The following is a 26,497-nucleotide window of genomic DNA, read 5'->3' as shown; positions in this document are numbered from 1 at the left end:
TTTATGAAACGGTTCTTCGCTCGGTTGAACTTTAAATGCGGCGATTTAAGGGGTGGTTAAGAAGTGGTTAGAGCGGTCCGCGCTTGCCCCAATAATGTCAAATTTGGTTCAGCCCCCATTCACCGAACCGGCTTTCTAATCGACGCGCAAGGGACTTGCATAACAGAGGTGCAGAGATGCGTATGAGAATGATTGCAGTCGCGATCGCCATGTGTGGATTTGGCGTTTCGGTGGCTGAAGCGATGCCGGTCGCTCCGATGAACGCCGCGGCCCAAAACACGGTGCTCGTCGACTACGCTTGCGGGCGCGGCTATCACATCACCCGGTGGGGAAATTGCCGACCGAACTGGGACCGCCCACCGCCGCCACGTTATGGATGGAGGTACGATCGCCGCTACGGATGGGGCGGCCCGCCCCGCTATGGCTGGCGTTACGAACGGTCCTACGGGTGGGATCGTCCGCCGCCGTGGGCCCGCGATCGCTACAGCGATTGGCGCTGATCACACGATTCGAACCGAAGACAACAACAGAGCCCGGATCGCCGGGCTCTGTTTTATTTGGCCCGTCAAGCCACGCTTTTTTGGCATGGCTGCCATTCGTTGCGACTGTCACAAATCTGACATATAGCACGTCGAATTGCGCCTAAGATTAGCGCAGAACGCGCATTAGGCAGGCATTTCATGAGCATCGACTTTAGTAACATCGAGGAATTTAGGCTGCACGAAATCTGGAACGTGCAAGAGTTTGCACGCCGCTACCGGCTGACAAAGATGGAAGAGAGCCGCCTGAAGATGCTGCACGGCCCGTTCGCGGAGATCCGCGAGCTGCTAGGCTGTCGCCAGAATTCAGTTTCTCTCTGGTAGGAGGGAACCATTAGGGACACCGTGAATTAGTTCCCTAGCGAAACACGCCCTACACGTTTCGCTAAAGGTCGGCCGTCCCCCCTCAAACGTGCCGATTACGATCAGGTCCGGTGTCTCTCCCAGAGCACCGGGCCTCCTCATGTCGCTGATGAAAGCCTCCGCCCCAAGCAAAAGGGATGACAGCTGGCCCCACTTGAAACGCCTGGTCGGCATTCCAACATAGGGACCGCCATGCAGCCGATGGAAAGCTGTGCGCGCAACCAACGTTGCCGCTTCCCCGCTTGATCGCGGCTTTGCGGTTAACCATTCGTTAACCTTTCCCGATCAATCTGGCTGCAACATTCGCTTGCTCCTTGACCACGGATGTACTGGCATCGAAGTGAAGTGGATGACGAAAGGCCGGTTTGTTCCGGCCTTTTTGTTTTTCTGGCGCCTGCAACCCAGCGCGATCTTCCAACTGTTACTTGGCGAGCGCTTCCAGGATACGAATCCAGGAGCGGATGCCCTTGTGATAGGAAACGAGTTCGTATTTCTCGTTCGGCGAGTGGATACGGTCATCGCTGAGACCGAAGCCGACCAGCAGCGACTCCATGCCCAGCATTTTCTGGAAATCGCCGACGATCGGGATCGATCCGCCCATGCCAATGACCACGGCAGGCTTCGGCCATTCGTCGGAAAGCGCATTCTTGGCCTGCGTTAGCACCGGTGAATCATAGGAGAGATGAATCGCCGGCGAACCGCCGTGCGGATGGAATTCGACGGAGCAATCCGCCGGAATTTTTGAACGGACGTAACTGCGGAAGCTCTCGCGAATGGCGTCCGGATCCTGCGTGCCGACGAGACGGAAAGAAATCTTGGCGGAAGCCTTGGCTGCGATCACCGTCTTGAAGCCTTCACCGGTATAGCCACCCCAGATGCCATTGACCTCTGCGGTCGGACGCGCCCAGGTCAATTCGAGGACCGAGCGACCCTTCTCTCCCGACGGGACCGACAGACCCACCTCGCCCAGGAAGGTCTCGGCGGTCTTGCCGAGGGTTTCCCAGGATGCCTTGATATTGGCCGGCGTTTCCTCCACGCCATCATAGAAGCCATCGAGGGTGATGCGGCCAGTTTCATCGTGCAGACCAGCAAGTACAGCCGTCAGAATGTGGATCGGATTTGCGGCGGCACCGCCGAACAGGCCGGAGTGCAAATCGCGATCGGCTGCCGTCACGACGACCTCTTCGCCGACGAGACCCCGAAGCGCCGCAGCAATCGCCGGCGTGTCGCGGTCCCACATGCCGGTATCGCACACGAGGGCGTAGTCGGCCTTCAATTCAGCGGCGTTGGCCTCGAGAAACGGCTTCAGCGACGGTGAACCGGATTCCTCTTCACCTTCGAAAAGGATTGTGATGCGGCATGGCAAGGCACCGTTGACCTCCTTGTAGGCGCGGCAGGCTTCGACGAAGGTCATCAACTGGCCCTTGTCGTCGGCGGTTCCGCGACCCGTCAAGACCTTCCGGCCATTGCCGACATCCTTGATCGACGGTTCGAACGGATCATTCTCCCAAAGCTCGATGGGATCGACCGGTTGCACATCGTAGTGGCCGTAAAACAGCACGTGGGGTGTGTCTGCGCTCGCCCCGGCATGATGGGCGACAACCATCGGATGACCGGGCGTATCGCGCACGGAAGCATGGAAACCCAGCGTCTCGAGATAGGAAACCAGCCATTCGGCTGCCTTGCGGCACTCGCCCTTGAAAGCTGGATCCGTGGAGATCGATTTGATCCTCAAGAGTTCAAACAGCCTGTCGAGGCTTGATGGCAGATTCTGATCTGCGCGCGAAAGCACCGGATTTATGTCAGTCATTTTCGACTCCTTTCGAAATTCCGCCGGACGATAGACCAAAGGTAAATCGCTTTCGAGTTGAAAAGATCGAAGGAGGAAGAGGCGATCTGCGAAGACTGAGTGCGACAAGTACACCAGAAGACGAATGCTAAAATCACATATGCAATTTACAGTTATTTAGGGAAGGATAAATAGCATACGGCAATGTGTTCGAGGTGAGATATGAGGTCCACCGGCTACCCAGCTCTGCTAATATAACGGCTTCGGTATAAGGCCAACTCAGAGCTTCTTGGCGTTGTCGAGGAGGCGACGAATATACGCGAGGGTCAGTTCGCGCTCGAAGCTCTTGAAGCCCTGAAAGAGCGCAAGGTCCGCTTCACGTGCCGCCTCGATCGCGTCGCCTTCCATGCCTTTGGCCTTGTCGGTGAGAAAGATTAGCTGGGCACGCTTGTCGGACGGATGCGGACGACGATCAATGAGTCCGTCGCGCGCCATGCGCGCTAGGGTGTTTGCCATCGTGGCTTGTTCAATATCGACCCGAGCCAGCAACTGCTTCTGCGTCAGCCCATCCTCGGCCCAGAGTTCGAGAAGTACTGGGAACTGCCCTGGCGAAAAGCCGAGCCGCGCCGCGCGCTGCTGGAGCGAACGAGCGAAGCCCTTGGCCAGCTGGCTGGCAAGGTAGGCTCCCGAATCCATACGATTAATTCCCATCTTTCCAGTTAGTCGCAAAAGACTCGACGAAACAGTGTAACAAATCGCATACGATGCATCACAAATGCTTCATCGCAAGCTATCGTTCAAAAGATAGAGCAGAAAAACAAAGCCGCCATAGCCTGGAGGTCTGGCTATGGCGGCTCTAAAATGGGGACAAAGGCCCGGAGAGGGGATAAGGCCTTTGTCCAAGTCCGATGCGGCGGGGGACAAGCCAGCTATCAGACCCTCGACGCGATCAAACACGATCAAACGTCGGTAGTAATCATTTGTGATCGAGAATGTGGCTTTTCAAGGGAGAGTCAAAGTTTGACAATTACAAATTAGTAACAGTTTGGTGAGCCCGAATCTTTTCTTCGTTGGAACTTTATATGGACCTTGCAAGGTGGCCGCGCTATCCATGACGCCATGAAAAAAGGCGATCATCTTTTCCTTGTCGACGGCTCCGGTTTTATCTTTCGAGCCTTTCACGCACTCCCCCCCTTGACTCGCAAATCCGATGGTTTGCCGGTCGGCGCCGTGTCTGGATTCTGCAATATGCTGTGGAAACTCCTGACGGATGCACGCGACACGTCGGTGGGCGTAACCCCGACGCATCTTGCCGTTATCTTCGACTATTCGGCAAAGACGTTCCGCAAGGATCTCTACGATGCGTATAAGGCAAACCGTTCCACCCCGCCCGAAGAGCTAATTCCCCAATTCGGTCTCATCCGCCATGCCACCCGCGCCTTCAACCTGCCGTGCATCGAGACCGAAGGCTTCGAGGCGGACGACATCATTGCGACCTATGCGCGTCAGGCCGAAGCGCTCGGCGCAGATGTGACGATCGTCTCTTCGGACAAAGATCTGATGCAGCTCGTTACGCCCAACGTCCATATGTACGACAGCATGAAGGATAAGCAGATCGGCATTCCGGACGTCATCGAGAAATGGGGCGTTCCACCCGAAAAGATGATCGATCTTCAGGCAATGACCGGAGACTCGGTCGACAACGTGCCTGGCATCCCCGGCATCGGCCCGAAGACGGCGGCGCAGCTACTTGCCGAATACGGCGATCTCGACGCGCTCCTGGAACGCGCGACCGAGATCAAGCAGGAAAAGCGGCGACAGACTATCATCGAGAATGCCGACAAGGCGCGCCTGTCGCGCGAACTGGTGCGACTTCGTACCGACGTCCCGCTGGAACTGAGCGTCGAAGACCTGATCCTCGAGCCGCAGAATGGGCCAAAGCTGATCGGCTTCCTGAAGGCGATGCAGTTTGCGTCGCTGACCCGTCGCGTAGCCGAGGCTTGCGACTGCGATGCTAGCGCGATCGATGCCGCCGAGGTCCCTGTGGAATGGGGAGCTGCGGCCCGCGGCCCGGATCTCGATGCCGCGGAGCCGGCGCCGGTCGCCGGCGGTATTCCCGACCTCGTCGGCGAGGCGGTGCCCGTTCCGGCAAAGACGAGCGGTGCGAGTAGTCGCGAAGGCGCTTTCCTAGCTGCTGATTTTGCCAAGGCACGCGCAGAAGCGTTTGCCTCGCTACCATTCGACCACTCGCGCTATGTCACCATTCGTGATGTCGCGACGCTCGACAAGTGGATTGCCGATGCACGTGATACTGGACTGGTTGCCTTCGATACGGAGACGACCTCGCTCGACGCGATGCAAGCCGAGCTCGTCGGATTTTCGATGGCGATCGCTGACAACGACAAGAATGCCACGGGCACCAGCATCCGCGCCGCCTACATCCCGATCGGCCACAAAACAGGCGTCGGTGATTTGCTCGGCGGCGGGCTCACTGACAACCAGATTCCAATGCGGGATGCCCTGCCCCGGCTAAAGGCGCTGCTGGAAGACGAGTCGATCCTTAAGGTCGCCCAGAACCTCAAATACGACTACCTGCTGATGAAACGTTACGGCGTCGAAACGAAGAATTTCGACGATACGATGCTAATCTCCTATGTGCTGGACGCTGGAACCGGTGCCCACGGCATGGATCCGCTTTCGGAAAAGTTCCTCGGCCATACACCCATTGCTTACAAGGACGTGGCTGGCAGCGGTAAGTCGAACGTGACATTCGACCTCGTCGATATCGATCGCGCCACGCACTACGCTGCCGAAGATGCGGAAATCACATTGCGGCTCTGGCTCGTTTTGAAACCGCGCCTGGCTGCTGAGAAGCTAACGACGGTGTACGAGCGCCTCGAGCGGCCGTTGCTTCCGGTCCTTGCGCACATGGAAGCACGCGGCATAACCGTTGATCGGCAGATCCTCTCGCGTCTCTCCGGCGATCTCGCACAGGGCGCCGCGGCACTGGAGGACGAAATTTACAAGCTCGCGGGCGGTCGCTTTACCATCGGTTCGCCAAAGCAGTTGGGCGACATCCTCTTCGGCAAGATGGGACTGGCAGGCGGCACGAAGACGAAGACCGGCCAATGGTCCACTTCGGCGAGCGTTCTCGAAGACCTCGCCGCTGCCGGTTTCGAGTTGCCGCGCAAGATCGTCGATTGGCGCCAGCTGACCAAGCTAAAGTCGACTTACACTGATGCGCTACCGGGATACATCCACCACGAGACGAAACGGGTTCACACCTCGTATTCGCTAGCCTCGACGACCACGGGGCGCCTGTCATCCTCGGAACCGAACCTGCAGAATATTCCGGTGCGCACGGCGGAAGGCCGCAAGATACGCACGGCATTCATTTCGTCGCCTGGCCATAAGCTGATCTCGGCCGACTACAGCCAGATCGAGCTGCGGGTGCTCGCTCATGTCGCCGAGATCCCCCAGTTGACACAGGCCTTTGCCGACGGTGTCGACATTCATGCCATGACCGCATCGGAGATGTTCGGCGTTCCGGTCGAGGGCATGCCGTCCGAGGTGCGGCGCCGGGCAAAGGCGATCAACTTCGGGATTATCTACGGCATTTCGGCCTTCGGCCTTGCCAACCAGCTCTCGATCGAGCGCTCGGAAGCGGGCGACTATATCAAGAAATATTTCGAGCGCTTCCCCGGCATCCGCGACTACATGGACAGCCGCAAGCAGATGGCCCGCGACAAGGGCTATGTCGAGACGATCTTCGGACGGCGAATCAACTACCCGGAGATTCGCTCCTCCAATCCATCGGTGCGCGCTTTCAATGAGCGAGCGGCAATCAATGCACCGATCCAGGGATCGGCGGCCGATATCATTCGCCGGGCGATGATCAAGATGGAACCGGCGCTTGCCGAAGCGGGGCTTGCCGACCGCGTGCGCATGCTCCTGCAGGTCCACGACGAACTGATCTTTGAGGTCGAGGACGCAGACGTCGCAAAGGCCACACCAATCATCGTTTCGGTCATGGAAAACGCTACCATGCCCGCTCTTGAAATGCGGGTGCCGCTGAGGGTCGACGCGCGTTCGGCCACCAACTGGGACGAAGCGCATTGAGCGCTTCGTCGAAAATCCATTAAAATTTTCTCTACCTGTCAAACCATTGATATTAAACGTTATTCATTACATTTTTGGTCGAATGGTGGCGCGGATGGAAGGAACTTATTAACCTTCATTTCCTAATTCGAGATCGGATATTAGTTGCTAATCATGAGTGAGTAGCGGTCGTATGCGCTTTCCTAGAACCAATCTGACAGGGGCCGAGGAGATTTCCGCGGAAGTCGAAGGTGAACAGCTGCAGGAATACGCAGGCGAGAAGCCTACGGCGCCAATCTGGCAGAGCAATTTTTCACTGGCCCCGAATGTGCGGTTCACCCGCACGCCCGAGAACCTGATCAATCCGAAGCGCATGCCGGTGCCACCCGTTCGCACGCCGCCTCTCGCGCTGCAGGAACGCGTTGCTGCAGAAATTGGTGCGAGCGTGGCGCCGTCGGCGCCTCTTGTCGCCAACGTTCCACTCGACGTCTATGAAGCCGAGATCCCCCCCGCAATCGAAGTGCAGCCGGTTGTGACTGTATCGTCGGTGATCTCAGTCGAGCGCGAAACCCAGACCATTGTCCGTGCCTCCACAGAGCTGGCTGCTATCTCGGACTTCGCGTTCTGGGAAGTCATGGCCTTCGAGGAAGCTTCGGCCGAACCGATCCTGCTGCCTCAAATTTCATTGCCGCGGCCCGAAGTCATCCCCGAATCGATCGTCAGCCGATTCCGCGTCATGGAGTGGCGACCAGGTCGGCAACAGCCGGCAACAGCCATTGCTCCCCTGCCTGAGCCAGTCGCCCCGCCGCCTGTCGCGCAGGCTGCCAGTTTGGCGATGCGCAGCCGCCCCGCGCAACAGCCGGTCTCGACCGACCAGACCCGCGTGGAAGAAGCAGTAGTCCCGCCGAAAACACAGCCGATCGCTCCGCTGCCGGTCCGCGCTTTGGCGCCGCAACCGCTCGCACCGGTACCGCGGTTTGCGGCACCGAAGGTCGTCCCCTCGAGAGTCGATTCCTCCGGCTACGAATTCCCGTCACATTCGCTGCTGCAGGAGCCGCCGGAGCGTATCGGCGAAATCATGTCGCAGGAGACGCTCGAGCAGAATGCCGGCCTTCTGGAAAGCGTGCTCGAGGATTTCGGTATCAAGGGCGAGATCATCCATGTCCGCCCCGGCCCCGTCGTCACACTTTACGAGTTCGAGCCGGCACCTGGCGTAAAGTCCTCGCGCGTCATCGGTCTTGCCGACGATATCGCCCGTTCGATGTCCGCGCTGTCGGCGCGTGTTGCAGTGGTTCCCGGCCGCAACGTCATCGGCATCGAACTGCCGAACGCGCTGCGCGAAACCGTCTACTTCCGCGAGATGATCGAAAGCCAGGATTTCGAGAAAAGCGGCTACAAGCTTGCGCTCGGCCTCGGCAAGACGATCGGCGGCGAACCCGTCATCGCGGAGCTCGCGAAGATGCCGCACCTGCTCGTCGCCGGTACCACCGGTTCGGGCAAATCGGTCGCCATCAACACGATGATCCTGTCGCTGCTCTACCGGATGTCTCCGGAACAGTGCCGCCTGATCATGGTCGATCCCAAGATGCTCGAATTGTCGGTCTACGACGGTATTCCGCACCTGTTGACGCCTGTTGTCACGGACCCCAAGAAAGCGGTGATGGCCCTGAAGTGGGCCGTGCGCGAGATGGAGGATCGCTATCGCAAGATGTCGCGCCTCGGCGTACGCAACATCGACGGCTACAACAGCCGCGTGGCGCAGGCGCGCGACAACGGCGAGACCATCCACGTCATGGTCCAGACCGGCTTCGACAGAAGCACCGGCGCTCCGATCGAGGAGCAGCAGGAAATGGACCTGACACCGATGCCCTATATCGTCGTCATTGTCGATGAGATGGCCGACCTCATGATGGTCGCCGGCAAGGAGATTGAAGGGGCGATCCAGCGCCTGGCGCAGATGGCACGTGCGGCCGGCATCCACCTGATCATGGCCACACAGCGCCCATCGGTCGATGTCATCACCGGCACTATCAAGGCAAACTTCCCGACGCGCATCTCCTTCCAGGTGACGTCAAAGATCGACAGTCGCACCATCCTCGGAGAACAAGGCGCCGAGCAACTACTCGGGCAGGGCGACATGCTGCACATGCAGGGCGGCGGGCGGATTTCGCGCGTGCACGGGCCGTTCGTTTCGGATGCTGAAGTGGAGAAGGTCGTCGCGCACCTGAAAACCCAGGGTCGGCCGGAATATCTCGACACAGTTACGGCTGACGAGGAAGAGGAGGCGGGCGAGGAAGAGGACAGCTCCGTCTTCGACAAGAGCGCCATGGGTTCCGAAGACGCAGACGAACTCTATCAGCAGGCAGTAAAGGTCGTCATGCGCGACAAGAAGTGCTCGACCTCCTACATCCAGCGCCGTCTCGGCATCGGCTACAACCGTGCGGCTTCGCTCGTCGAACGCATGGAGAACGAAGGTCTTGTCGGCCCGGCAAACCATGTCGGCAAGCGCGAGATCGTGGCTGGACGTGGCGGCGAGAGCGAGTGATCGCTCTGCGTCGCCCCTCAGGCTGCCGCAGATGTCTTTCGACCACCTCCTGCAATCATCACCGGACGCTGGTTCGTGACCGGGCGATTGCAAGGACGCGATCCGCTGCCAGCGTCGGCAGTGGACGCCTCGCGGCGTCGAAAGCGGCCTGACCACGCCGGATCATAGTCGAGAACCCTGATCGGCCGCATGCTCCCGCGTCAGCCGATCTCGGCCAGGAAGCCGTTCAGCGTATCTACGATCCTGCGCTCGCCTTCTTCCAGCGAGCCGCTGTTGTCGAGGTCGGTCACGTCGTAGTCGCCACGTACGGTGAGCGGGCCGCGGGCGAGACGCGCCATGATGTCTTCGTGCGTCTCGCGGCCGCGAGCTTCTAGCCGACTCGCCAGCACTTCGGCAGTCGCCGTCACATTGATGACCTTGAGCCGTGGGAAAGCGGCCTTGAAATGGTGAAGCGCCGAGCGGGAACCATTGGCGATGACCAAGTTTCCTTGTGCAAGCGAGACCGACACTTCGGCCGGAATGCCATATTTAAGACCGTGTGCTTCCCACCAAACCGCGAAACTTCCGGCCTGTTCCATCGACGCAAAGCCCTGGTCCGACACGGCGAGATGCTGCTCGCCGCCAGCATGGGTGTGACGGGTGATGACGCGGCGGACGAAATGCACCTCTGGACGACCCCGGAAGTGCTTGGCGGCCAGCGCCATCAAGGTGTCCTTTCCAGCACCACTCGGACCGACGACCACGACCATGATGCCGTGTTCGGTGCCCGGAACGATGTGCGGTTCGTGCGACGGGTTCATGCGACACGGCGCCCTTCACGCCAAACAGAACGGGTGACCGGCACACCCTGGTCGCGGAAGACGCGGACGAGATCGGCGCGCAGGCCGGTGGCGATGCGGCCGCGATCGTTGAGGCTAACGGTGCGGGCCGGCGTCGCGGTGACCATGGCGATCGCCTTCGGCAGCGAAATGCTCTCCACTTCGTCGGCAATCAGAAAGGGGGCGTAAAGGAGGCTGAGCGGGACGTAGTCGGAGGACAGCACGTCGAGCACGCCGCGTTCGGCGAGATCGCGGGCCGCAATGTTGCCGGAGTGCGACCTGCCGCGAACGATATTCGGGGCACCCATCAGCACGCTCATGCCGTGCTCGTGCGACGCCTTGGCAGCGTCGAAGCTGGTCGGGAATTCGGCGAGGCGAACGCCGTTTTCGATGGCTTCGTCGACATGGGCAAGCGTTGCGTCGTCGTGACTGGCGACGGTTATGCCACGCTCAGCGCAGACCTTGGAAATGGCCGTGCGGTGCGGCGTCGAATTGCGCTCGGATTCAGACACACGGCGATCAACGAACTTGGCGAACTCGGCATCGGAAAGGCCGCGCTTTTTCTGGTAATAGAAGATGTACTGGTCCATCGTCTGGAACTGCCGCTGGCCAGGCGCGTGATCCATCAAGGAGACGAGACGGACATAGGGATCGTTTTCGAAGTCGGCGAAGTGCTGCAGCACGTTGTCGGCCGAGACCTCGCAACGCAGGTGTATGAGATGCTCGGCGCGCAGGCGGCCTTCCTGCTCGGCCTTCTGGATCGCATCGGCCATCTCGCGCATCTCGCCGTGCTCGAAGCCGCCATCCTCGTCGGCGCCCATGCGCAGGCAATCGAAGACGGTCGTGATGCCGGAAGTGACGATCTGGGCATCGTGCGCCTGGATCGCCGCCGTCTTGTGCCAGCGCAGACCCGGGCGCGGCGAATAGTGGCCTTCGAGATGGTCGGTGTGGAGTTCGACGAGACCCGGGATCAGATAGTCGCTTTCGAAATCCTCACCGACATCAGAGTAGCCCGTCGAGATATCGGCGATCTTGCCGTCGCGGACGAGGACCGATCCCTCGATGATTTCATCCTCAAGGACGATGCGGGCATTGGAGAAGACGGTTTCTTTGGTCATGAATATGGTCTCTCAGATTTTCGCGCCGGCAAGCGGCCACCAGGAATGGGCTGTAAACGGAGCGCCGCGCGCCTCCTCAATGAAAACGGCAAGGCCGGTGATTGGGAGCGGCCGGCCGGTAAAGGCGGCGAAACGCTCCGCCAGAATGGCCTTCATTATGCCAGCACGCTCCTGCGGCACCAGGCCGGTCAGCGTCATGTGGAACCCGAAGTCATCCATCACATAGGGATAGCCCCAGCGCAACAGATTGGCCCTCTGGCTCTCGCTCAGTTTCTCCGGATTGCGGCGCGCGATATCGGCATCCGATAGGGCGGCGCGAAACGGTTCGAAGGATTTTACCACCGCGGCGGCGAAATCCTGAAGCGGCGGATGCAAAAAAGCGGGCACGAGCGCAAAGAACTTGCCGAGTTGTCCAAGCACCAGCTCGGGAATCTCGAAGGCAGATGTGCGAGCGGCGAAATCCTCGACAACCTCAAGGAAATCCTTCTCGGTGACGGAGGACACCAGATGGAATGGCGCCTTGATTGTCGCGTGGAAGGCGTAGCGGCGAGGCTGGGCGGTCAGGTCAAACTGCTCGGCGGCTGGCAGTTCCGGATGATCGGGAGCCGGGTAAGTTGCGCCGGTGAAGGCATCGCGGCCAAGCCAGAGAGCGGCTGTGGCGTTCAAAGGATCGTCCTTCGGCGGCGTGAAATAGAGTGCGTAGCGCAAGGCTCGTATCCTGGGAATCGTTCGGATTGCGGATTGCAGTCTTCAGCGATTTGGTCGCCACCGCAAGCTGGCCTCCGGCTAAAAGATTTCCGTGACAGAATGATGATGATCCCGAACGATCCAGCGCTTTTCAGTGTGCCTTGGTGCCCATCAACCGATGGCGCAGGGTGTTCGAGGCCATGTCGAACAGGAACACGACGATGAGGATCAACAACACCATATAGGCGACGTTTTCCCAGTTGGCGTTGGTACGCATCGCTTCCCAAAGCTTGAGGCCGATACCACCGGCGCCGACGGCGCCGATGATGGTGGCACCGCGGACGTTCGATTCCCACTGGTAGAGGGTCTGGCTGACGAAAACCGGGACGATCTGCGGGATGACCCCGTAGCGTTGGGTCAGCACGGTGGAGGCGCCGGTCGATCTGATACCTTCGCGAGGCTTGTTGTCCACGTTTTCGAGACCTTCTGAATAGAGCTTGCCGAGCGTGCCCGTTTCGGTGAGGAAAATCGCGCCGGACCCCGCCAACGGGCCAGGGCCGAACGCACGGGTCAGGAAGAGTGCCCAAATCAGCATGTCGACCGAGCGCAGGAAGTCGAAGAAGCGCTTCAGGGCCTGATTCAACATTTTGTTCGGGGCAATATTGCGCGCGGCCAGAAATGCCAGCGGGAAAGCGAGCAATGCACCGAGCAGCGTTCCCAAAAAGGCCATTACGATAGTCTGGAACAGCTTGGTCCAGACGTCGCCGTGCTGCCAGGCGCTGTTGTGCCAAATATTATCGAAGGCGAGCGACAGGTTGGATTGGCCCGGCTTCAGTTCCGGTCCCGAAACGATCAGGCTGATGACCTCGCTCGCCGGCTTGTCGAAGAATGGCGACTGAGTGTCGAAGACGAAATTTGCCCAGCCAAGAAAGCGCTTACGCACCTTGACGCGATCGACCGAAATACTGACGTCGCCGGCAAAGCCCAGGTCGGCAAGGACGTTGTCGTCATAGACTGTCATCCAGCTCGGCACGGGGACGACCACCTTCGGCGCACCGCTGGAGACTTCCACGGGCACGCTGATGCCGTGAGCTGTAATGACCGTTTCGGTCTTGGAGACCGTGACACTGCGGCCCGTGCCGCTCACCGAAACGGTGACGCTGCCGTCCGCATTGTTTACGACCCAATCCGGATGTGGGTTGTCGCCAAGCGGCGAGAAGCGTGGATATTTGACCGTAATGGCATCATTGCCAATGCGCAATTCGGGCTGCACGTCATAGCTTACCCACTGGCTGAGATAGAGGCCAACGCGCTCCCAATGGGCATCGGCAAGCAGCTTCGGCAGGTCGAAGAACCACATTGCGTAAAGTGCATAGACAAACGTCGCGACCACAATCATCAGGCCGCCGAAGCGCTGGCGGAAGGACCGCTTGAAATACTCCGGATAACGCTGCTCTATCTCGTGCATCCGGGTGGCGTCGATCACCGTCATGGCGGACCTCAATGCTGCAAAAGGAAGGCGTGCTCGCCGACGAGGCGGCGGCGTAGCCATGCGGAGAACTGATCGACCGCAACAATGGTGATGAAAAGCAGGAGAACGAGAGCCATCGTCTTGGCGCCGAACCCGCGGGAGATCGAGAGCTTCAACTCCTCACCGATACCGCCGCCGCCAACCGCCCCGATGATGGTGGAGGCGCGGACGTTGATCTCCAGGCGCAGCAGCACGTAGGAGACGAAGTTCGGCATGACCTGTGGCAGTGCTGCGAAGCGGACACGCTCCGACCAGCTGGCCCCTACGGCTTTCATGCCCTCATCCGGCTTCATGTCGATGTTCTCGACGACTTCATAGAAAAGTTTGCCGAGCGCACCGATGGTATGCAGGCTGACGGCGATGATCGCGGCGACTGGACCTATCGACAGGATTGCGGAAAAGAGGCCCGCAATAACAATCTCGGGAAACGCGCGGAGGAGTTCCGTTAGACGCTTGGCGATGATGCGCAGCGGAATGGACGGGGCCAGATTGCCGGCCACGAGAAAGCTCAGCGGCATAGCAAAGATGAAGCCGATGATCGTCGAGACGAGCGCGACATTGATAGTGATGATCATCAGCTCGAAATATTCGGGGATATAGAAGCCACCCACCCCAACATAGACGCGACCCTCTGCGAAATTAAACTCCTCGCCAGTCTTCTGGGTCGGGCTTGCGATATCGAAGAGGGCGCGCCATAAGTCATTCCAATCCTTGGGAATGAGCCAGCTTAAAAAATCGAACAGATGCGACAGGCGCTCGAAGAAATGGCCGGCATTGCTTTCATCGGCAAAATGCACCGAGGCAATGAAAGCGGCAAGCAGGATCACCAGGCCGAGGCCGGTATAGAGGCGGCGGCGAGCCACCATTTTGCTCCAGGCGTCACCGATTTCTCGGGCGCTTTGCTGCACCGGCGCGTGGGCGTTTGTGTCGGCAAAAGTCATGAACGCGGTCCGCTTACTTCGCTGGAAAAAGGGCGGCTTGTTGCGGCCGCCCTCTAACGATCAGGATCCATCAACCGCCGATGGCGGCCTTACGAGCGTCGATGATGGCCTTGTAGAAGTCCGGCTGAACCTTCGTGTAGCCCTGATAATCGCCGCCTTCGATGGCTGCGAAGCATTTGGCATCCTTCGCCGGGAGCTTCATGAAAAAGTCCGTGAGCTTTGCCTGCCAGTCAGCGCCGAGTTCGTTGCGAACGACGAGCGGGCCGTTCGGGATCAGCGGCGAACGCCAGACCTCAACGAGCTTGTTCGGGTCTACGGTGCCCTTATCGACAGCCTTGCGGAAGGTACCGGAGGTGTAGCCGTCCTTGAAATCACCGATGCCCGAGGAGTCATCAACGGCGATGTCGACCTTGCCGTCATAGGCAGCAAGAAGGTTGTTCTCATGGCCGCCGTTGAACTGCGTGGAAGCGAAGTACTGGTCATTCGGCATGCCGGTGTCCTTCGGGATCTGAGTTAGTGGGATCAGATAACCCGAGGTGGAGTCCGGATCGGCGTAGCCGAGCTTTTTGCCCTTGGCGTCCTTTATGTCTTTAATGCCCGAGGATTTCAGAGCAAGACCGATCGAGTGGTAGCCCGTCGAGCCGTCCTTCTGAACGGTTGTGAGGATCGGGGTCACAGCCTTGTCGTTCTTGATGGCAATCGCAGCGTAGCCCGAAGCGCCGAGTTCGGCGAAGTCAAGCGTGCCGCCGAGCAGACCCTGGATAACGCCGTCATAGTCGGCAGCCGGGAAGAGTGAGACCTTCTCGAAGCCGAATTCGGTCTTCAGGTGATCGGCCAGGCAGGCATAGTTGCGCAGGCGATCGGCCTCGTTTTCGCCGCCGAGGATACCGACCCGGAATTCCTTGAGGTCTGCGGCATGCGAGACGCCAGCAAGCGCAAACAGCGCCGTCACGGCAAAGAGTGCTTTCTTCAACATGGTACTCTCCTGATTGACCGGTCTACCCGGCGATCCCTGGTTAAGAAGAAGTGCGCCCATAACGCGGGCTTACGATCGAGGCCGCCCCTCAGAGACCGGCCAGCGCCAGCGGTTGCAAGCCGGCGGATTGTTTGGCGGCAGCAGCCGCCGGAATGTTGATCGAGGTCGAGGTCATCGTCTCGTCGATACCGGCCCCATCCCTGTCGGTACCGTAGATCTGCTTGACGGCATCAGCCGTCAGCTCGGAGGGTTTACCGTCGAACACGACGCGGCCGGCGGCCATGCCGACAATACGTTCGCAGTAGTTGCGAGCCGTATCGAGCGTATGAAGGTTGGTGATGACGGTAATGCCTTCGCGCTCGTTGATGTCGCGCAGCGCGTCCATGACGATCTTGGCATTGAGCGGGTCCAGCGAGGCGATCGGCTCGTCGGCGAGCACCATCTTCGGGTTCTGCATCAGGGCACGGGCGATCGCGACGCGCTGCTGCTGGCCACCCGACAAAGTGCCTGCCATCTGCAAGGCAGTCTGCTCGATGCCAAGGCGTTCAAGGGCGGCAATTGCGTGGATGCGCTCTTCGCGGGTGAAGAGACCGAGAAGGCTCATCACCGTCGAACGATGGTTGAGACGGCCGAGCAGGACGTTTGTCAGCACGTCGAGACGCGGAACGAGATTGTATTGCTGGAAGATCATGGCGCAATCGCGCTGCCAATTGCGTAGCGCCTGGCCACGGAGGCCGGAAACCTCGACGCCGGCAAAATGAATCGATCCAGATGTCGGCTGCTGCAGGCGGTTGATCATGCGCAGAAGCGTGGACTTACCCGCACCGGAACGTCCGATGACGCCGACCATCTGGCCCTGAGGAATGTCAAGCGTGACGGAATCGACAGCGGTCTTTTTTCCGAAACGGCGGGTGACATTCCTCAGCTTGAACATCATGCTCTTCCTCATAGTCCAGACGCGACATGAGGGAGTGCATTAGTCCTGGTTGATGAAGCTCCAATGTCATTTTTGTGTAAGCACTGTCATAATTGAGGCTTTAGCGGCACACCAAAATCCGGCCGGTAGTGTGCCGGATAAACAAACATGCGTGGAAGTCCTGCCACGCGTAGCCAACCGGCGATTGCTCACGAAGCAAAGCACGAGAGGTATCGTGTTGACAGTTGACCCGATCAACGGTCGATGGCAGGCAATTTGGGCGGACATCGAGGATACGGGAGTAAAATGATGGATCAGACCCTCTTTAAAAGTCTGTGCAAGGCCGGGAAGTTTAAGGAGGCACTCGGCCTTGCCATCCGTGGACACGAGGACGAAAAGTTCACGCCCAGCCGCTTTTCCATGGATAAGAAGACCGGACTGCCAATCTTCTACCGCGGCAACAAGCGGGTCGAGCCGGATGAGACCGGCGAATGGCAATTGGCGAAGAACCCAAATCCGTAGGATAAGGCCGGCCTTCGGGCCTGCCATTGTAGACCGCAGACAAAAGCCTTCGGTCACTATTCGTAGCGGGAGAGAAAGTCTTCCGCACTCAGGTTCCGAAAGTCCTGCAGGGCGCCCCGAAGGCGGTCGTGCTCCCAATCCCACCATGCGAGCTTATCCATGCGTTCGCCGACCTCTTTCGGGAAGCGTTGGCGGATGAGCTTGGCGGGGACACCACCGACTATGGTGTAGGGGGCGACATCCTTGGAGACGACGGCACCGGCGCCGATGACGGCGCCGTTGCCGACCTTGACGCCGGGCAGGATTGTGGCGCCGTGGCCGATCCAGACGTCATGGCCGATGAGGACACGGTTGGAGCGGCGCCATTCGAAGAAGTCGGTCTCCGTATCTGCGTCCGGCCAATAATCGGCGGCACGATAGGTGAAGTGATGCAGTGTTGCGCGCCAAGTTGGGTGGTTGGTGGCGTTGATGCGCACCGAAGCGGCGATGTTGACGAACTTGCCGATCGTCGCGCACCAGATCGCGCCGTCCTGCATGACATAGGAATAGTCGCCGAACTCGACCTCGTCGATCCGACAACGCTCCGAGACCTCCGTGAAGCGGCCGAAGGTGGCGTCCTTCACGGATGCCGTTTCATGGAAATAGGGCTCGAGGCCAATCTTGCGGCTCATGCGGCGATTGCCTTTCGCGGCGAGAACTTCTGGACGTCGAGAATACGGTCCGCGAGGACTTCGCGCACCTCCTCATCGTGGAAGATGCCGAGAAGGGCGACACCTGCCCTCTTCTTTTCCTCGATCATGCCGACGACCACGGCGCGGTTCCTGGAGTCGAGCGAGGCGGTCGGCTCGTCGAGCAACAGGATGGTGTGCTCGGTGATGAAGCCGCGGGCGATGTTAACGCGCTGCTGCTCGCCGCCGGAGAAGGTGGCGGGTGGAAGCTGCCAGAGCGCTTCCGGCAGGTTCAGCCTCGCGAGGAGGCTTGCGGCCTTCTCGCGCGCCACTTCCGCCTTTTGGCCGCGTGCGACCAACGGCTCGGCAACCACGTCGATTGCTGCAACACGCGGGACGGTGCGCAGGAACTGGCTGACGTAGCCGAGCGTGTGGCGTCGCACGTCGATGATCGTGCGCGGGTTCGCCGCTGCCAGATCGACGATCTTGTCATGATGACTGATCAGGATCTGGCCGCTATCGACGGCATAGTTGCCGTAGATCATCTTGAGCAGTGAGCTCTTGCCGATGCCCGACGGGCCGCCAAGGACAACACATTCCCCGCATGCCACGGAAAAGGATACATCCGAAACGACCGGTAGCGTAAGGCCGTCGCGCAGATGCATGGTGAAGCTCTTGGCGACTTCCGAAACAACGAGTGGCGTTGCCATGATTTCTTTCCTTAGTTTCGTTTGCCACGAATCCGATAGCCGGTGGCCGAACGGCCTTCGCGATCAGACCTGCAGGATGGAGGACACGAGGAGCTGCGTGTACGCCTCGCGTGGATCGTCCAGGACGCGATCGGTCAACCCATGCTCGATGACTTGGCCATCCTTCATTACCATCATGCGGTGTGACAGTAGGCGCGCGACGGCGAGGTCGTGGGTGACGATGATTGCGGCTAGACCAAGATCGTGGACGAGGCCGCGGACGAGATCGAGCAGGCGGGCCTGCACCGACACGTCGAGGCCGCCGGTCGGCTCGTCCATGAAGACCAGACGCGGGCCGGTGACCAGATTGCGGGCAATCTGCAGACGCTGGCGCATGCCGCCGGAAAAAGCGCGCGGCTGCTCGTCGATGCGGCCTTCGTCAATCTCGACACGCTGCAGCCAGTCAACAGCGGTGGAGCGGATGTTGCCGTAGTGGCGGTCGCCAACCGCCATCAGGCGTTCCCCTACATTAGCGCCGGCCGAGACGGTCATGCGCAAACCGTCAGCCGGATTCTGATGCACGAAACCCCAGTCGGTGCGCATCAAGGAACGGCGTTCCGCCTCGTTCATCCGGTAGAGGTCGCGGTAGGCGCCGTCGCGCATATGGTATTCGACACTGCCGGTGGTCGGCATCAGACGGGTCGAGATGCAGTTGAGCAGTGTCGTCTTGCCAGATCCGGATTCACCGACGATGGCGAGCACTTCGCCCGGCCAGAGCTCGAAGGAGACCGTCCGGCAGCCAATGCGGTTGCCGTAGAATTTCGAGACGTCATTGACTTTGAGAAGCGGGGTTTCGCTCATCCTTACCTCTTTTCATAGTGCCTACTGCAGTGAGAAGCTGCTTGGGCGCAGGTGATGCGGGTATGGTTGTCATTCGGGCTGCCCTTGATGGCTCCGGCTGCTGAGCCGCTCGCTTCACCGACCTGGATCGACCGCTGATTGCTCGATGCCCGCGATGGCTATGTAAGGCGATGTCGGCGTGTCCGGGCCTGCGCGGTCGCCACGTCATGCGAGGAGCGTCATGGAGATTTACGTTGGAATAGACATTGCCAAGGAAACCCATTGGGCCTGCGCTCTCGATGCGCGCGCACAGGTTCTGCTCGACCGCGCGGTCGATAACGATCAGGCCGCGATCGAGCACCTCGTCGCCGACCTGCACGGTCTCGGTGGCGAGGTCGTGGTCGGGCTGGACATCACCGGATCGCTGGCGCGCTTCCTGGAGGGCATCCTTCTGGCCAAGGGGTTGCGTCTCGTCCATGCGCCCGGCATCGCCGTCAACCGGGCCGGACAGGGCTTTTCCGGCGGCGAGCGCAAGTCGGACCCCCGCGATGCGCATACCATCGCCGAGCTGGTCCGAACGCGTGATCTGCGCCCGATCCTGCCAGACGACGAGACCGCGATCGCCCTGCGCCTCAAGGTCACGCGACGCCGCGAACTCAGCGACGACCAGACGCGCCGCATCTCCCGAATGCGCCAGCTCCTGGGCGCTATCCATCCCGGCCTCGAACGCCGGCTCGACCTGACGGCCAAGGGACCGCTTGTCCTTGTCACCCGCTACGTCACGCCGGCCGAGATCCGCCGGGCCGGCCTCAAACGGATCATGGCGCATCTCAAGCGAATACCTCACCTGCACGCCGTCGAGGCACTGGCCCAACGCGCCCTCGAAGCCGCCGAGGGCCAGAGCATCGCCGTTCCCGGCGAGGCCAGCTTCGCCGACATGGTCCGCGAACTCGCCGCGGAGGCCCTGCAGGCGCGCGAGGCGATCGCCCGCATCGACCGCGACTTGGAGGCCCTGCTCGAGCGCCACCCTGACGGTGCCCTCATCCGCTCGCTGCCGGGGATGGGGGCGGTGCTGTCGGCAGAGCTCATCGCCAACATCGGCACTATCGAGCGCTTCCACTCGGCTGACGCCATGGCCAGCGCCGCGGGCCTGACGCCCGTCATCCGCCAATCCGGAAAATCCAGGAACTGGCGCCGCGCACTTGGCGGCGACAAGGCCCTCAAGCGGGTATTCTTCCAGAGTGCCTTCTGCGCCGTCTCCACCAGAGACCCACTCTCCAAAGCCTTCTACGACCGGAAACGGCGAGAGGGAAAACATCACACCCAGGCCATCATCGCCTTGGCCCGCCGACGCGTCACCGTCCTGTGGACCATGCTCCGAACCAGGCAAACCTTCGATCCAACTCAAAAAGCCGCTTGACTTGCGCATTACTCAGCAGCCTCCTGATTGGGTGCCAACATTTCGCCGGCATGCCCATGGGCGCGGCGGTCGTCGCAATGGTCGGTGTCGGAGCAGACGAACATGCGCCCGCCCTTGTCGTCGAGGATAACTTCGTCGAGATAAACCTCTTCGCCGCCGCAGAGCGCACAAGGCTTGCCGAAACGCTGTATCTCGAACGGGTAGTCCTCGAAATCGAGGCTGACGACTTCGGTATAGGGCGGAACGGCATAGATGCGCTTCTCGCGCCCTGCCCCGAAGAGCTGCAGCGCATCTGACATGTGCATTTTCGGATTGTCGAACTTCGGCGTCGGCGACGGATCCATGACATAGCGGCCGGCGACCTTGACCGGGTAGGCGTAGGTCTTGGAGATGCGGCCGTTGTGTGCGATGTCCTCGTAGAGCTTCACGTGCATGAGACCGTATTCCTCGAGCGCGTGCATCTTGCGGGTTTCGGTCTCGCGCGGCTCGAGGAAGCGCAGCGGCTCGGGAATCGGCACCTGATAGACGAGCACCTGGTTGATTCCAAGCTTCTCCTCCGGAATACGGTGACGGGTCTGGATGATCGTCGCATCCTTGGTATGCGTCGTCACCGCGACATTCGCGACCTTCTGGAAGAAGGCGCGGATCGACACGGCATTCGTCGTGTCGTCGGCGCCTTGGTCGATAACCTTCAGCACATCATCCGGTCCGATAATCGAGGCCGTGACCTGCACGCCGCCGGTGCCCCAACCATAAGGCATTGGCATTTCGCGGGAGGCGAAGGGTACCTGATAGCCTGGGATAGCGATCGCCTTCAGGATGGCTCGGCGGATCATACGCTTCGTCTGTTCGTCGAGATAGGCGAAATTGTAGCTGGCTAGATCGGTCATTCAGCCGCCTCCTTGGTGATATCGTCGCCACTGATGCGGTTGGCTTCGAATTCGTTGCGCATGCGGCGTACCAGATCGAGTTCCGCCTGGAAGTCGACGTAGTGCGGCAGCTTCAGGTGCTCGACGAAGCCAGTCGACTGAACGTTGTCGGCATGCGAGATGACGAACTCCTCGTCCTGCGCCGGTGCGGTGATGTCCTCGCCAAGCTCTTCGGCGCGCAGTGCGCGGTCGACGAGCGACATGGACATCGCCTTGCGCTCGCTCTGGCCGAACACCAAGCCATAGCCGCGGGTGAACTGCGGCGGCGCCTTGGACGAGCCCTTGAACTGGTTGACCATCTGGCACTCCGTGACCTGGATGGTGCCAAGCGAGACGGCGAAACCGAGCTCGGGAACATCGAATTCGACCTCGACCTCTCCGATGCGGATTTCGCCGGTGAAGGGATGGTTGCGTCCATAGCCGCGCTGGGTCGAATAGCCAAGCGCCAGGAGAAAGCCTTCGTCGCCGCGTGCAAGCGCCTGCAGGCGCAGATCGCGGGTCATCGGAAATTCCATCGGCTCGCGCGTCAGGTCGCCGATCTCGTGATCCTCGGGCACTTCGCCATCGCCCTCGATGAGGCCTTCCTGCGCAAGGATTTCCGAAACGCGCATGATGCGGCCAATTTCGGCGTCGCGAAGCATCGGCTCCGCGACGGCTTCGTCGGTCAGAAGCGATGGGTCGAGAAGGCGGTGCGTATAATCGAAGGTCGGGCCGAGCAGCTGGCCGCCCGGAAGATCCTTGTAGGTGGCGGAGACACGGCGCTCGATCTTCATGTGGGCGGTGTCGATCGGCTTGCTATGGCCGAAGCGCGGCAGCGTCGTGCGATAGGCGCGCAGCAGGAAGATCGCTTCGATCATGTCTCCGCGCGATTGGCGGACGGCAAGAGCCGCAAGCGGGCGATCGTAGAGGGAGGCCTCGGCCATCACGCGATCGACGGCCAGCGCCAGCTGCGCCACGATCTGGTCGATTCCGATAGCAGGCAATGAACGGTCACCGCGACGGCGATCCGCCAACAGGCGATGGGCGTTGGCAATGGCAGCCTCGCCCCCTTTGACAGCAACATACATGGGTCACATCTCCGTTGCGGTGATCTTGGTCGTGCGCGGCAGGCAGACGAAACGGCTGCCCGAGGTCAGCACGATGTCGATACCGCGCGGGAACAGCGCGCGGTTCTCCGTCCATAGGCGCAGGAAGGTGTCTGGCAGGCCGAGGGGGGCGATTTCGGTCACCGTCTTAATGCCTGGGCCCATCAGGGCGAGCCTGCGGCCTACCTCGAGATCGGCCAGTTCGATGATCAGCGTCGTCGAACGATCGGGATATTCTTGGGTGCCGGTGGCAAAGAGACCGAAGGACGAGAGCGTCGTACCGGCTTCGGCAAAGGCGAAACGCGCCTCGGCCTTCTCCGGCGTAACTGGCGCACCAGTATGGAAGCAGAGCCATTGCGGCACGGCGGATTTTGCGAGCCCGGCAGACAGCCAGACAGGGGTGTCGTGATCGCAGAGCGTCAGCGCGATCGCGCCGGCCGCGCGTCCAAGGGGTGTCGGCGGCGCGGCATCGGGAGCGACCGTCTGGAGCGTGCCCGGACGCGCCATCGCATCCATCATCAGCTTGAAGACGCTCTGGGCGTGGAAGACCGGCTCAGCAAAGCCACCGGTCAGGACTTCCGTCTTGAGACTCATCAGTCGTCTCCGCGAACCATGGTGAAGAAATCGACGCGCGTCGCGGCCGTCTCGTTGGCCTTGCGCTGCTCGGCTTCAGCTACGCGCGCGGCTATCGGCTGAAGGAGCGATTGCTCGATAATCTGCTGTGTGGCCGGTTCCTGCCAGAGCGCGTCGAAGACGGCCGAAAGCCTGGCCTTCTCGCGATCGGTGCCCAGCGCCTGGCCATGGCCGACGGCGCCTGATGCAAGGCGCACGGTGGCGCGGGTGACCGTCACCTCACCGAGGTTGAACGGCGCTCCGCCGCCGCCCATGCGCCCCCGGACCATGACGAGGCCCGTTTCCGGACCGCGCACGGGCTTGACCGCAGGCTTTTCCGCCAGATTGTCCCATGCTTCGAGCAGCTCCTGCCGCTCCGCGCGCGCAAGTAGGTCGACGACGCGCTTGCGCCCACCTGCCGCCGGCCCATTCTTTTCCGCTAAGGTCATCACCACATCCCTTAAATGTCTATTGATATAGACAACTATACAAGATATGGTTACGCTTAAATCCGCAACATGACAAGCGTGTGACATCAAGGGGTAAAATGGCTGGGCAGGTACAAAGACAGACGGGCGTGGCGCTATGGCGGCAGATCGCCGACCGCATTCGCCAGGCGATCAGCGCCGGCGCCTATGACGAGACCGGCATGGTGCCGCCGGAGACGGTGTTGGCGCTGCAGTTCGGCGTCAACAGACATACGGTCAGAAGCGCGATCGCCGCTCTTGCCCAGGAGGGCATCGTACGCGCGGTGCAGGGGCGCGGCACGTTGATTGAGCGCAAGGAGCGGCTGAACTTTCCGATCACTAAGCGCACCCGGTTCACCGCCGGGATTGGCGAGCAGGCGCGCGAGATGCGTGGATTGCTGCTTTCCTATTCGCAGGAGAAGGCGGGCCCGGACGTGGCGCGCGGCCTGAAGATCCGGCCGGGAGAGCCGGTGATCCGCATGGAAACGGTTCGCAAGGCGGATGGCCGCCCGGTTTCCTGTGCGACGGCGTGGTTTCCGGCCGGGCGCTTCGGCGGCATGCCCGATGCCTACAAGCGGACCGAATCCATCACGAAGGCCTTTGCCGAGCTTGGATTATCCGACTACGTGCGCGCAACGACCGAAATCACTGCCGTTCATGCCGATGAGGCGGACACCGCGGCCCTCGAACTGGCGCCCGGCGCGATCCTGCTGATTACCAAGGCGACCAACACCGACCTCGAAGGTGTACCGGTCCAATATGCGATCAGCCGGTTTGCGGCCGACCGCGTGCAGTTCACGATCGAGAATTAAGTCCGGCCGATGCCGGAGGAGCAGTCCCCGGCATCGTTGAAAGGACCGGTCGTTATCTCCCGGCTTCCCAGGGAAATTTCCCAGCACCCGCGCCGGGCTCGAAATCAGTGGAGACACTCAGGTCGCGCCAGGCTGCATGTTCCTTGACTCGTGCCGCATCGTTCTGCTCGACCCCGCGCACCGCATCGCTGCCGAGCAGCAGGCGCAGCGGCGGCTCCGCGACACCGGCGACATGGACGATCGCGGCGGCTGCCTTCGCGGGGTCACCCGGCTGATTGCCGTCGTAGTCGCGCTGATATCGGGCCATCTTGCCGACGGTGTCTTCGTATTCCGGGCGCCCTTCCCGGAGCGTGGTGGAGGCGCCGGCGAAATCGGTGCGGAAACCGCCGGGCTCGATGATCGTCACCTTGATGCCGAGCGGGCCGACTTCCCTGGAGAGCACTTCGGAGAAACCCTCGACGCCCCACTTGGCGGCTGCATAGGGGGCGCGACCAGCTGGGCCGATGCGGCCGCCGACGGAGGAAACCTGAATGACGTGACCGGAGCCCTGCTCGCGCATCAGCGGCAGAGCCGCTTTGGTCACGATGATCGTTCCGAAGAGGTTGGTTTCGATCTGGGCGCGGAAATCGGCAAGGCTGGTGTCCTCGATCGATCCGACGTCACCATAACCGGCATTGTTGACGAGCACGTCGAGCCGGCCGAACGTCTCTATTGCTGCCGTCACGGCGGCGGCAGCTGATTGCTCGTCTGTAACGTCAAGAGGAATCGCTAAGACATGGCCGGGATAGCGCTGCTTGATGTCGTTGAGTTGCGAAGGATCGCGCGCGGTCGCGACCAGCTTGTGCCCTGCCGCCAGAACCGCTTCCGCGAGCGCCCTGCCGAGGCCGCGAGAACTGCCTGTAATCAACCAAACCTGTGACATCCGAAATCTCCTTGATCCGTTGCAAGATCATATAGGCAACTCGGTTTCTTCTTGAAAGAAGGCACCCTGAGGAGCTATACATACCAAATGGTAACTACCGTGGACGATGATACATTCGATTTTTGCGAGACATTGACCGACGCGCAGGATGCGTTGGCCCGGGAGATGCTGGAGCGCGCCAGCGCCAAATGGCCACTGCGGGTGATGCACATTCTGGCGGAGGCAAAGGGGCCCTTGCGCTTTTCGCGCGTTATGGAACGGGTGGAGGGAATTAGCCAGAAGGTATTAACGCAGACCCTGCGGACGCTCGAAAGCGACGGCCTGGTAACGCGGACGCTCTATCCGCAGGTGCCGCCACGGGTGGAGTACGAGCTGACGCCGCTTGGCGGCGAGCTTCTGGTGGAGGTGGTAACGCTCTGGCAGTGGATCGCAAATCGCCTGCCTGACTTCGAGGCGGCGCACAGAAAGTCGCCTCAGGCGGAGGATACGTCAAAACTCTGAAAAAGCAGGGGTCGGTCAGCGGAAAAGCGCCGCGCAGCAATGATGCGCGACGCGATCGATACTAGTGCGCGCCGGACATGTCGCCGAGCACTTCCTTGGAAGCGACGGTCGAGTCAGCGTTGAGCTTGTAGACCATAGGAACGCCCGTCGCGAGATTGAGCGCCAGGATCTGTTCCTTGGTCAGGCGGTCGAGCACCATCACCAGCGAGCGCAGCGAGTTGCCATGGGCGGCAACCAGCACCTTTTCGCCGCGCAGGACGCGGGGCAGAATTTCCGTGAGATAGTAAGGCCAGACGCGAGCGCCGGTGTCGCGCAGGCTCTCGCCGCCCGGAGGCGGAACGTCGTAGGAGCGGCGCCAGATGTGCACCTGCTCCTCGCCCCACTTGGCGCGGGCGTCATCCTTGTTGAGGCCCGAGAGATCGCCGTAGTCTCGCTCGTTCAGCGCCTGATCCTTGAACGTCTTGAGGTCCGGCTGACCGACGTTGTCGAGAATGATCTTCAGCGTGTCCTGAGCGCGCTTAAGATCCGAGGTGAAGGCGACGTCGAACTTGATGCCGTAGTCAGCGAGTGCCTTGCCGCCGGTGTTGGCTTCCTGAATGCCGAGTTCGGTCAGATCGGGGTTCTTCCAACCGGTGAAAAGGTTCTTGAGGTTCCAGTCGCTCTGGCCATGACGAACGAGGACGAGAGTGCCACTCATGAAAATGCCTCC

Annotated in this window: 26 protein-coding genes; 8 read left to right on the top strand and 18 right to left on the bottom strand. The window is 60.7% G+C overall.

Translation table 11 applies throughout. The features are described from left to right. The first annotated feature begins 176 nt into the window (after nt 1–176). Nucleotides 177–500: a GCG_CRPN prefix-to-repeats domain-containing protein gene (locus BN77_RS05325; RefSeq protein ID WP_007529245.1), complete on the top strand. Its 324-nt coding sequence runs from the start codon at nt 177–179 to the stop codon at nt 498–500. A 180-nt stretch (nt 501–680) separates the two neighbouring features. Continuing rightward, nucleotides 681–863, top strand: a complete 183-nt coding sequence (locus tag BN77_RS05320; RefSeq protein WP_007529243.1) for a hypothetical protein — start codon at nt 681–683, stop codon at nt 861–863. Nucleotides 864–1,323: 460 nt separating this feature from the next. Here BN77_RS05320 and BN77_RS05315 read toward each other — a convergent pair whose 3' ends face one another. Together BN77_RS05315 and BN77_RS05310 are read right to left on the bottom strand one after the other, a co-directional pair. Further along, nucleotides 1,324–2,712 carry a dipeptidase gene (locus BN77_RS05315; protein ID WP_007529239.1) on the bottom strand — a complete coding sequence of 463 codons (1,389 nt, stop codon included), beginning with the start codon at nt 2,710–2,712 and terminating at the stop codon, nt 1,324–1,326. A 258-nt stretch (nt 2,713–2,970) separates the two neighbouring features. After that, nucleotides 2,971–3,387: a MarR family winged helix-turn-helix transcriptional regulator gene (locus BN77_RS05310; RefSeq protein ID WP_007529237.1), complete on the bottom strand. Its 417-nt coding sequence runs from the start codon at nt 3,385–3,387 to the stop codon at nt 2,971–2,973. A gap of 423 nt (nt 3,388–3,810) precedes the next feature. Between BN77_RS05310 and polA the strand changes: the two genes are divergently transcribed. Both polA and BN77_RS05300 read left to right on the top strand, forming a co-directional pair. Further along, complete coding sequence (polA, locus tag BN77_RS05305; RefSeq protein ID WP_040676768.1) at nt 3,811–6,810, top strand: DNA polymerase I; 3,000 nt, start codon at nt 3,811–3,813, stop codon at nt 6,808–6,810. Nucleotides 6,811–6,982: 172 nt separating this feature from the next. Further along, complete coding sequence (locus BN77_RS05300; RefSeq protein ID WP_007529231.1) at nt 6,983–9,334, top strand: DNA translocase FtsK; 2,352 nt, start codon at nt 6,983–6,985, stop codon at nt 9,332–9,334. Between the two features lie 200 nt (nt 9,335–9,534). Here BN77_RS05300 and phnN read toward each other — a convergent pair whose 3' ends face one another. From phnN to phnC, 7 genes are all read right to left on the bottom strand, one after another. Further along, a complete protein-coding gene (gene phnN, locus BN77_RS05295) occupies nt 9,535–10,134 on the bottom strand; it encodes a phosphonate metabolism protein/1,5-bisphosphokinase (PRPP-forming) PhnN (protein ID WP_007529229.1) in 600 nt (199 codons plus the stop codon). Next, nucleotides 10,131–11,270 (bottom strand): alpha-D-ribose 1-methylphosphonate 5-triphosphate diphosphatase, encoded by a 1,140-nt coding sequence (locus BN77_RS05290; protein ID WP_007529228.1) that lies wholly within the window; start codon nt 11,268–11,270, stop codon nt 10,131–10,133. The genes phnN and BN77_RS05290 overlap by 4 nt, the downstream gene beginning before the upstream one ends. 12 nt (nt 11,271–11,282) lie before the next feature. Continuing rightward, nucleotides 11,283–11,978, bottom strand: coding sequence for a DUF1045 domain-containing protein (locus BN77_RS05285; protein WP_007529226.1), 696 nt, complete (start codon nt 11,976–11,978; stop codon nt 11,283–11,285). 130 nt (nt 11,979–12,108) lie between these two features. After that, nucleotides 12,109–13,449: a phosphonate ABC transporter, permease protein PhnE gene (gene phnE, locus BN77_RS05280; RefSeq protein WP_040676766.1), complete on the bottom strand. Its 1,341-nt coding sequence runs from the start codon at nt 13,447–13,449 to the stop codon at nt 12,109–12,111. Between the two features lie 8 nt (nt 13,450–13,457). After that, nucleotides 13,458–14,429, bottom strand: a complete 972-nt coding sequence (gene phnE / locus BN77_RS05275) for a phosphonate ABC transporter, permease protein PhnE (RefSeq protein ID WP_007529222.1) — start codon at nt 14,427–14,429, stop codon at nt 13,458–13,460. Nucleotides 14,430–14,499: 70 nt separating this feature from the next. Continuing rightward, nucleotides 14,500–15,405, bottom strand: coding sequence for a phosphonate ABC transporter substrate-binding protein (gene phnD / locus BN77_RS05270; protein ID WP_007529220.1), 906 nt, complete (start codon nt 15,403–15,405; stop codon nt 14,500–14,502). Nucleotides 15,406–15,493: 88 nt separating this feature from the next. Then, nucleotides 15,494–16,339: a phosphonate ABC transporter ATP-binding protein gene (gene phnC / locus BN77_RS05265; RefSeq protein WP_007529217.1), complete on the bottom strand. Its 846-nt coding sequence runs from the start codon at nt 16,337–16,339 to the stop codon at nt 15,494–15,496. A 291-nt stretch (nt 16,340–16,630) separates the two neighbouring features. On the opposite strand from phnC, the gene BN77_RS05260 reads away from it, so the two are divergent. Further along, the gene (locus tag BN77_RS05260) at nt 16,631–16,843 is read left to right on the top strand and encodes a hypothetical protein (RefSeq protein ID WP_007529215.1); all 213 of its coding nucleotides are present in this window, start codon (nt 16,631–16,633) and stop codon (nt 16,841–16,843) included. A gap of 56 nt (nt 16,844–16,899) precedes the next feature. Here BN77_RS05260 and BN77_RS05255 read toward each other — a convergent pair whose 3' ends face one another. From BN77_RS05255 to phnK, 3 genes are all read right to left on the bottom strand, one after another. Next, entirely contained in the window at nt 16,900–17,514 is a 615-nt protein-coding gene (locus BN77_RS05255; protein ID WP_007529213.1) for a DapH/DapD/GlmU-related protein, read from the bottom strand. Next, complete coding sequence (gene phnL, locus BN77_RS05250) at nt 17,511–18,221, bottom strand: phosphonate C-P lyase system protein PhnL (protein WP_007529211.1); 711 nt, start codon at nt 18,219–18,221, stop codon at nt 17,511–17,513. The genes BN77_RS05255 and phnL overlap by 4 nt, the downstream gene beginning before the upstream one ends. Nucleotides 18,222–18,284: 63 nt before the next feature. After that, the gene (gene phnK, locus BN77_RS05245) at nt 18,285–19,061 is read right to left on the bottom strand and encodes a phosphonate C-P lyase system protein PhnK (RefSeq protein ID WP_007529209.1); all 777 of its coding nucleotides are present in this window, start codon (nt 19,059–19,061) and stop codon (nt 18,285–18,287) included. 220 nt (nt 19,062–19,281) lie between these two features. Between phnK and BN77_RS05240 the strand changes: the two genes are divergently transcribed. Beyond that, nucleotides 19,282–20,460, top strand: coding sequence for an IS110 family RNA-guided transposase (locus tag BN77_RS05240; protein ID WP_007529207.1), 1,179 nt, complete (start codon nt 19,282–19,284; stop codon nt 20,458–20,460). Between the two features lie 8 nt (nt 20,461–20,468). Here the strand turns inward: BN77_RS05240 and BN77_RS05235 are convergent, their stop codons facing one another. The 4 genes from BN77_RS05235 to phnG are packed head-to-tail and all read right to left on the bottom strand — an operon-like array spanning nt 20,469 to nt 23,535. Beyond that, nucleotides 20,469–21,350: an alpha-D-ribose 1-methylphosphonate 5-phosphate C-P-lyase PhnJ gene (locus BN77_RS05235; protein WP_007529205.1), complete on the bottom strand. Its 882-nt coding sequence runs from the start codon at nt 21,348–21,350 to the stop codon at nt 20,469–20,471. Further along, a complete protein-coding gene (locus BN77_RS05230; RefSeq protein ID WP_007529203.1) occupies nt 21,347–22,456 on the bottom strand; it encodes a carbon-phosphorus lyase complex subunit in 1,110 nt (369 codons plus the stop codon). Before BN77_RS05230 ends, BN77_RS05235 begins: the two co-directional genes overlap by 4 nt. 3 nt (nt 22,457–22,459) lie before the next feature. Next, entirely contained in the window at nt 22,460–23,068 is a 609-nt protein-coding gene (gene phnH, locus BN77_RS05225; protein ID WP_007529201.1) for a phosphonate C-P lyase system protein PhnH, read from the bottom strand. Further along, complete coding sequence (phnG, locus tag BN77_RS05220) at nt 23,068–23,535, bottom strand: phosphonate C-P lyase system protein PhnG (protein ID WP_007529200.1); 468 nt, start codon at nt 23,533–23,535, stop codon at nt 23,068–23,070. Before phnG ends, phnH begins: the two co-directional genes overlap by 1 nt. A 98-nt stretch (nt 23,536–23,633) precedes the next feature. On the opposite strand from phnG, the gene phnF reads away from it, so the two are divergent. Further along, complete coding sequence (gene phnF / locus BN77_RS05215; RefSeq protein WP_007529199.1) at nt 23,634–24,365, top strand: phosphonate metabolism transcriptional regulator PhnF; 732 nt, start codon at nt 23,634–23,636, stop codon at nt 24,363–24,365. Between the two features lie 52 nt (nt 24,366–24,417). On the opposite strand, the gene BN77_RS05210 is transcribed toward phnF, so the two are convergent. After that, the gene (locus BN77_RS05210) at nt 24,418–25,287 is read right to left on the bottom strand and encodes an oxidoreductase (RefSeq protein ID WP_007529198.1); all 870 of its coding nucleotides are present in this window, start codon (nt 25,285–25,287) and stop codon (nt 24,418–24,420) included. Nucleotides 25,288–25,374: 87 nt separating this feature from the next. Between BN77_RS05210 and BN77_RS05205 the strand changes: the two genes are divergently transcribed. Continuing rightward, nucleotides 25,375–25,788: a winged helix-turn-helix transcriptional regulator gene (locus tag BN77_RS05205; protein WP_040676762.1), complete on the top strand. Its 414-nt coding sequence runs from the start codon at nt 25,375–25,377 to the stop codon at nt 25,786–25,788. Between the two features lie 61 nt (nt 25,789–25,849). Here BN77_RS05205 and BN77_RS05200 read toward each other — a convergent pair whose 3' ends face one another. Next, nucleotides 25,850–26,485 (bottom strand): 2,3-bisphosphoglycerate-dependent phosphoglycerate mutase, encoded by a 636-nt coding sequence (locus BN77_RS05200; protein WP_007529196.1) that lies wholly within the window; start codon nt 26,483–26,485, stop codon nt 25,850–25,852. Nucleotides 26,486–26,497: the final 12 nt, after the last annotated feature.

Origin of the sequence: Rhizobium mesoamericanum STM3625 (genome assembly GCF_000312665.1) — a bacterium.
Lineage (GTDB): Bacteria > Pseudomonadota > Alphaproteobacteria > Rhizobiales > Rhizobiaceae > Rhizobium > Rhizobium mesoamericanum.
Note: the sequence above shows the minus strand (reverse complement) of the source record. Positions and strands in the feature narration are given on the sequence as shown.

Coding starts and splice junctions, on each gene's coding strand:
- BN77_RS05205 (WP_040676762.1), top strand. CDS start 25,375: ATGGTAACTACCGTGGACGATGATACATTCGATTTTTGCGAGACATTG.
- BN77_RS05310 (WP_007529237.1), bottom strand. CDS start 3,387: ATGGATTCGGGAGCCTACCTTGCCAGCCAGCTGGCCAAGGGCTTCGCT.
- BN77_RS05260 (WP_007529215.1), top strand. CDS start 16,631: ATGGATCAGACCCTCTTTAAAAGTCTGTGCAAGGCCGGGAAGTTTAAG.
- phnE (WP_007529222.1), bottom strand. CDS start 14,429: ATGACTTTTGCCGACACAAACGCCCACGCGCCGGTGCAGCAAAGCGCC.
- BN77_RS05230 (WP_007529203.1), bottom strand. CDS start 22,456: ATGTATGTTGCTGTCAAAGGGGGCGAGGCTGCCATTGCCAACGCCCAT.
- BN77_RS05240 (WP_007529207.1), top strand. CDS start 19,282: ATGGAGATTTACGTTGGAATAGACATTGCCAAGGAAACCCATTGGGCC.
- phnH (WP_007529201.1), bottom strand. CDS start 23,068: ATGAGTCTCAAGACGGAAGTCCTGACCGGTGGCTTTGCTGAGCCGGTC.
- BN77_RS05210 (WP_007529198.1), bottom strand. CDS start 25,287: ATGTCACAGGTTTGGTTGATTACAGGCAGTTCTCGCGGCCTCGGCAGG.
- BN77_RS05320 (WP_007529243.1), top strand. CDS start 681: ATGAGCATCGACTTTAGTAACATCGAGGAATTTAGGCTGCACGAAATC.
- BN77_RS05200 (WP_007529196.1), bottom strand. CDS start 26,485: ATGAGTGGCACTCTCGTCCTCGTTCGTCATGGCCAGAGCGACTGGAAC.
- BN77_RS05325 (WP_007529245.1), top strand. CDS start 177: ATGCGTATGAGAATGATTGCAGTCGCGATCGCCATGTGTGGATTTGGC.
- BN77_RS05235 (WP_007529205.1), bottom strand. CDS start 21,350: ATGACCGATCTAGCCAGCTACAATTTCGCCTATCTCGACGAACAGACG.
- phnL (WP_007529211.1), bottom strand. CDS start 18,221: ATGGCAACGCCACTCGTTGTTTCGGAAGTCGCCAAGAGCTTCACCATG.
- BN77_RS05315 (WP_007529239.1), bottom strand. CDS start 2,712: ATGACTGACATAAATCCGGTGCTTTCGCGCGCAGATCAGAATCTGCCA.
- BN77_RS05300 (WP_007529231.1), top strand. CDS start 6,983: ATGCGCTTTCCTAGAACCAATCTGACAGGGGCCGAGGAGATTTCCGCG.
- phnN (WP_007529229.1), bottom strand. CDS start 10,134: ATGAACCCGTCGCACGAACCGCACATCGTTCCGGGCACCGAACACGGC.
- phnE (WP_040676766.1), bottom strand. CDS start 13,449: ATGACGGTGATCGACGCCACCCGGATGCACGAGATAGAGCAGCGTTAT.
- phnD (WP_007529220.1), bottom strand. CDS start 15,405: ATGTTGAAGAAAGCACTCTTTGCCGTGACGGCGCTGTTTGCGCTTGCT.
- BN77_RS05290 (WP_007529228.1), bottom strand. CDS start 11,270: ATGACCAAAGAAACCGTCTTCTCCAATGCCCGCATCGTCCTTGAGGAT.
- phnF (WP_007529199.1), top strand. CDS start 23,634: ATGGCTGGGCAGGTACAAAGACAGACGGGCGTGGCGCTATGGCGGCAG.
- polA (WP_040676768.1), top strand. CDS start 3,811: ATGAAAAAAGGCGATCATCTTTTCCTTGTCGACGGCTCCGGTTTTATC.
- phnK (WP_007529209.1), bottom strand. CDS start 19,061: ATGAGCGAAACCCCGCTTCTCAAAGTCAATGACGTCTCGAAATTCTAC.
- BN77_RS05255 (WP_007529213.1), bottom strand. CDS start 17,514: ATGAGCCGCAAGATTGGCCTCGAGCCCTATTTCCATGAAACGGCATCC.
- phnG (WP_007529200.1), bottom strand. CDS start 23,535: ATGACCTTAGCGGAAAAGAATGGGCCGGCGGCAGGTGGGCGCAAGCGC.
- phnC (WP_007529217.1), bottom strand. CDS start 16,339: ATGTTCAAGCTGAGGAATGTCACCCGCCGTTTCGGAAAAAAGACCGCT.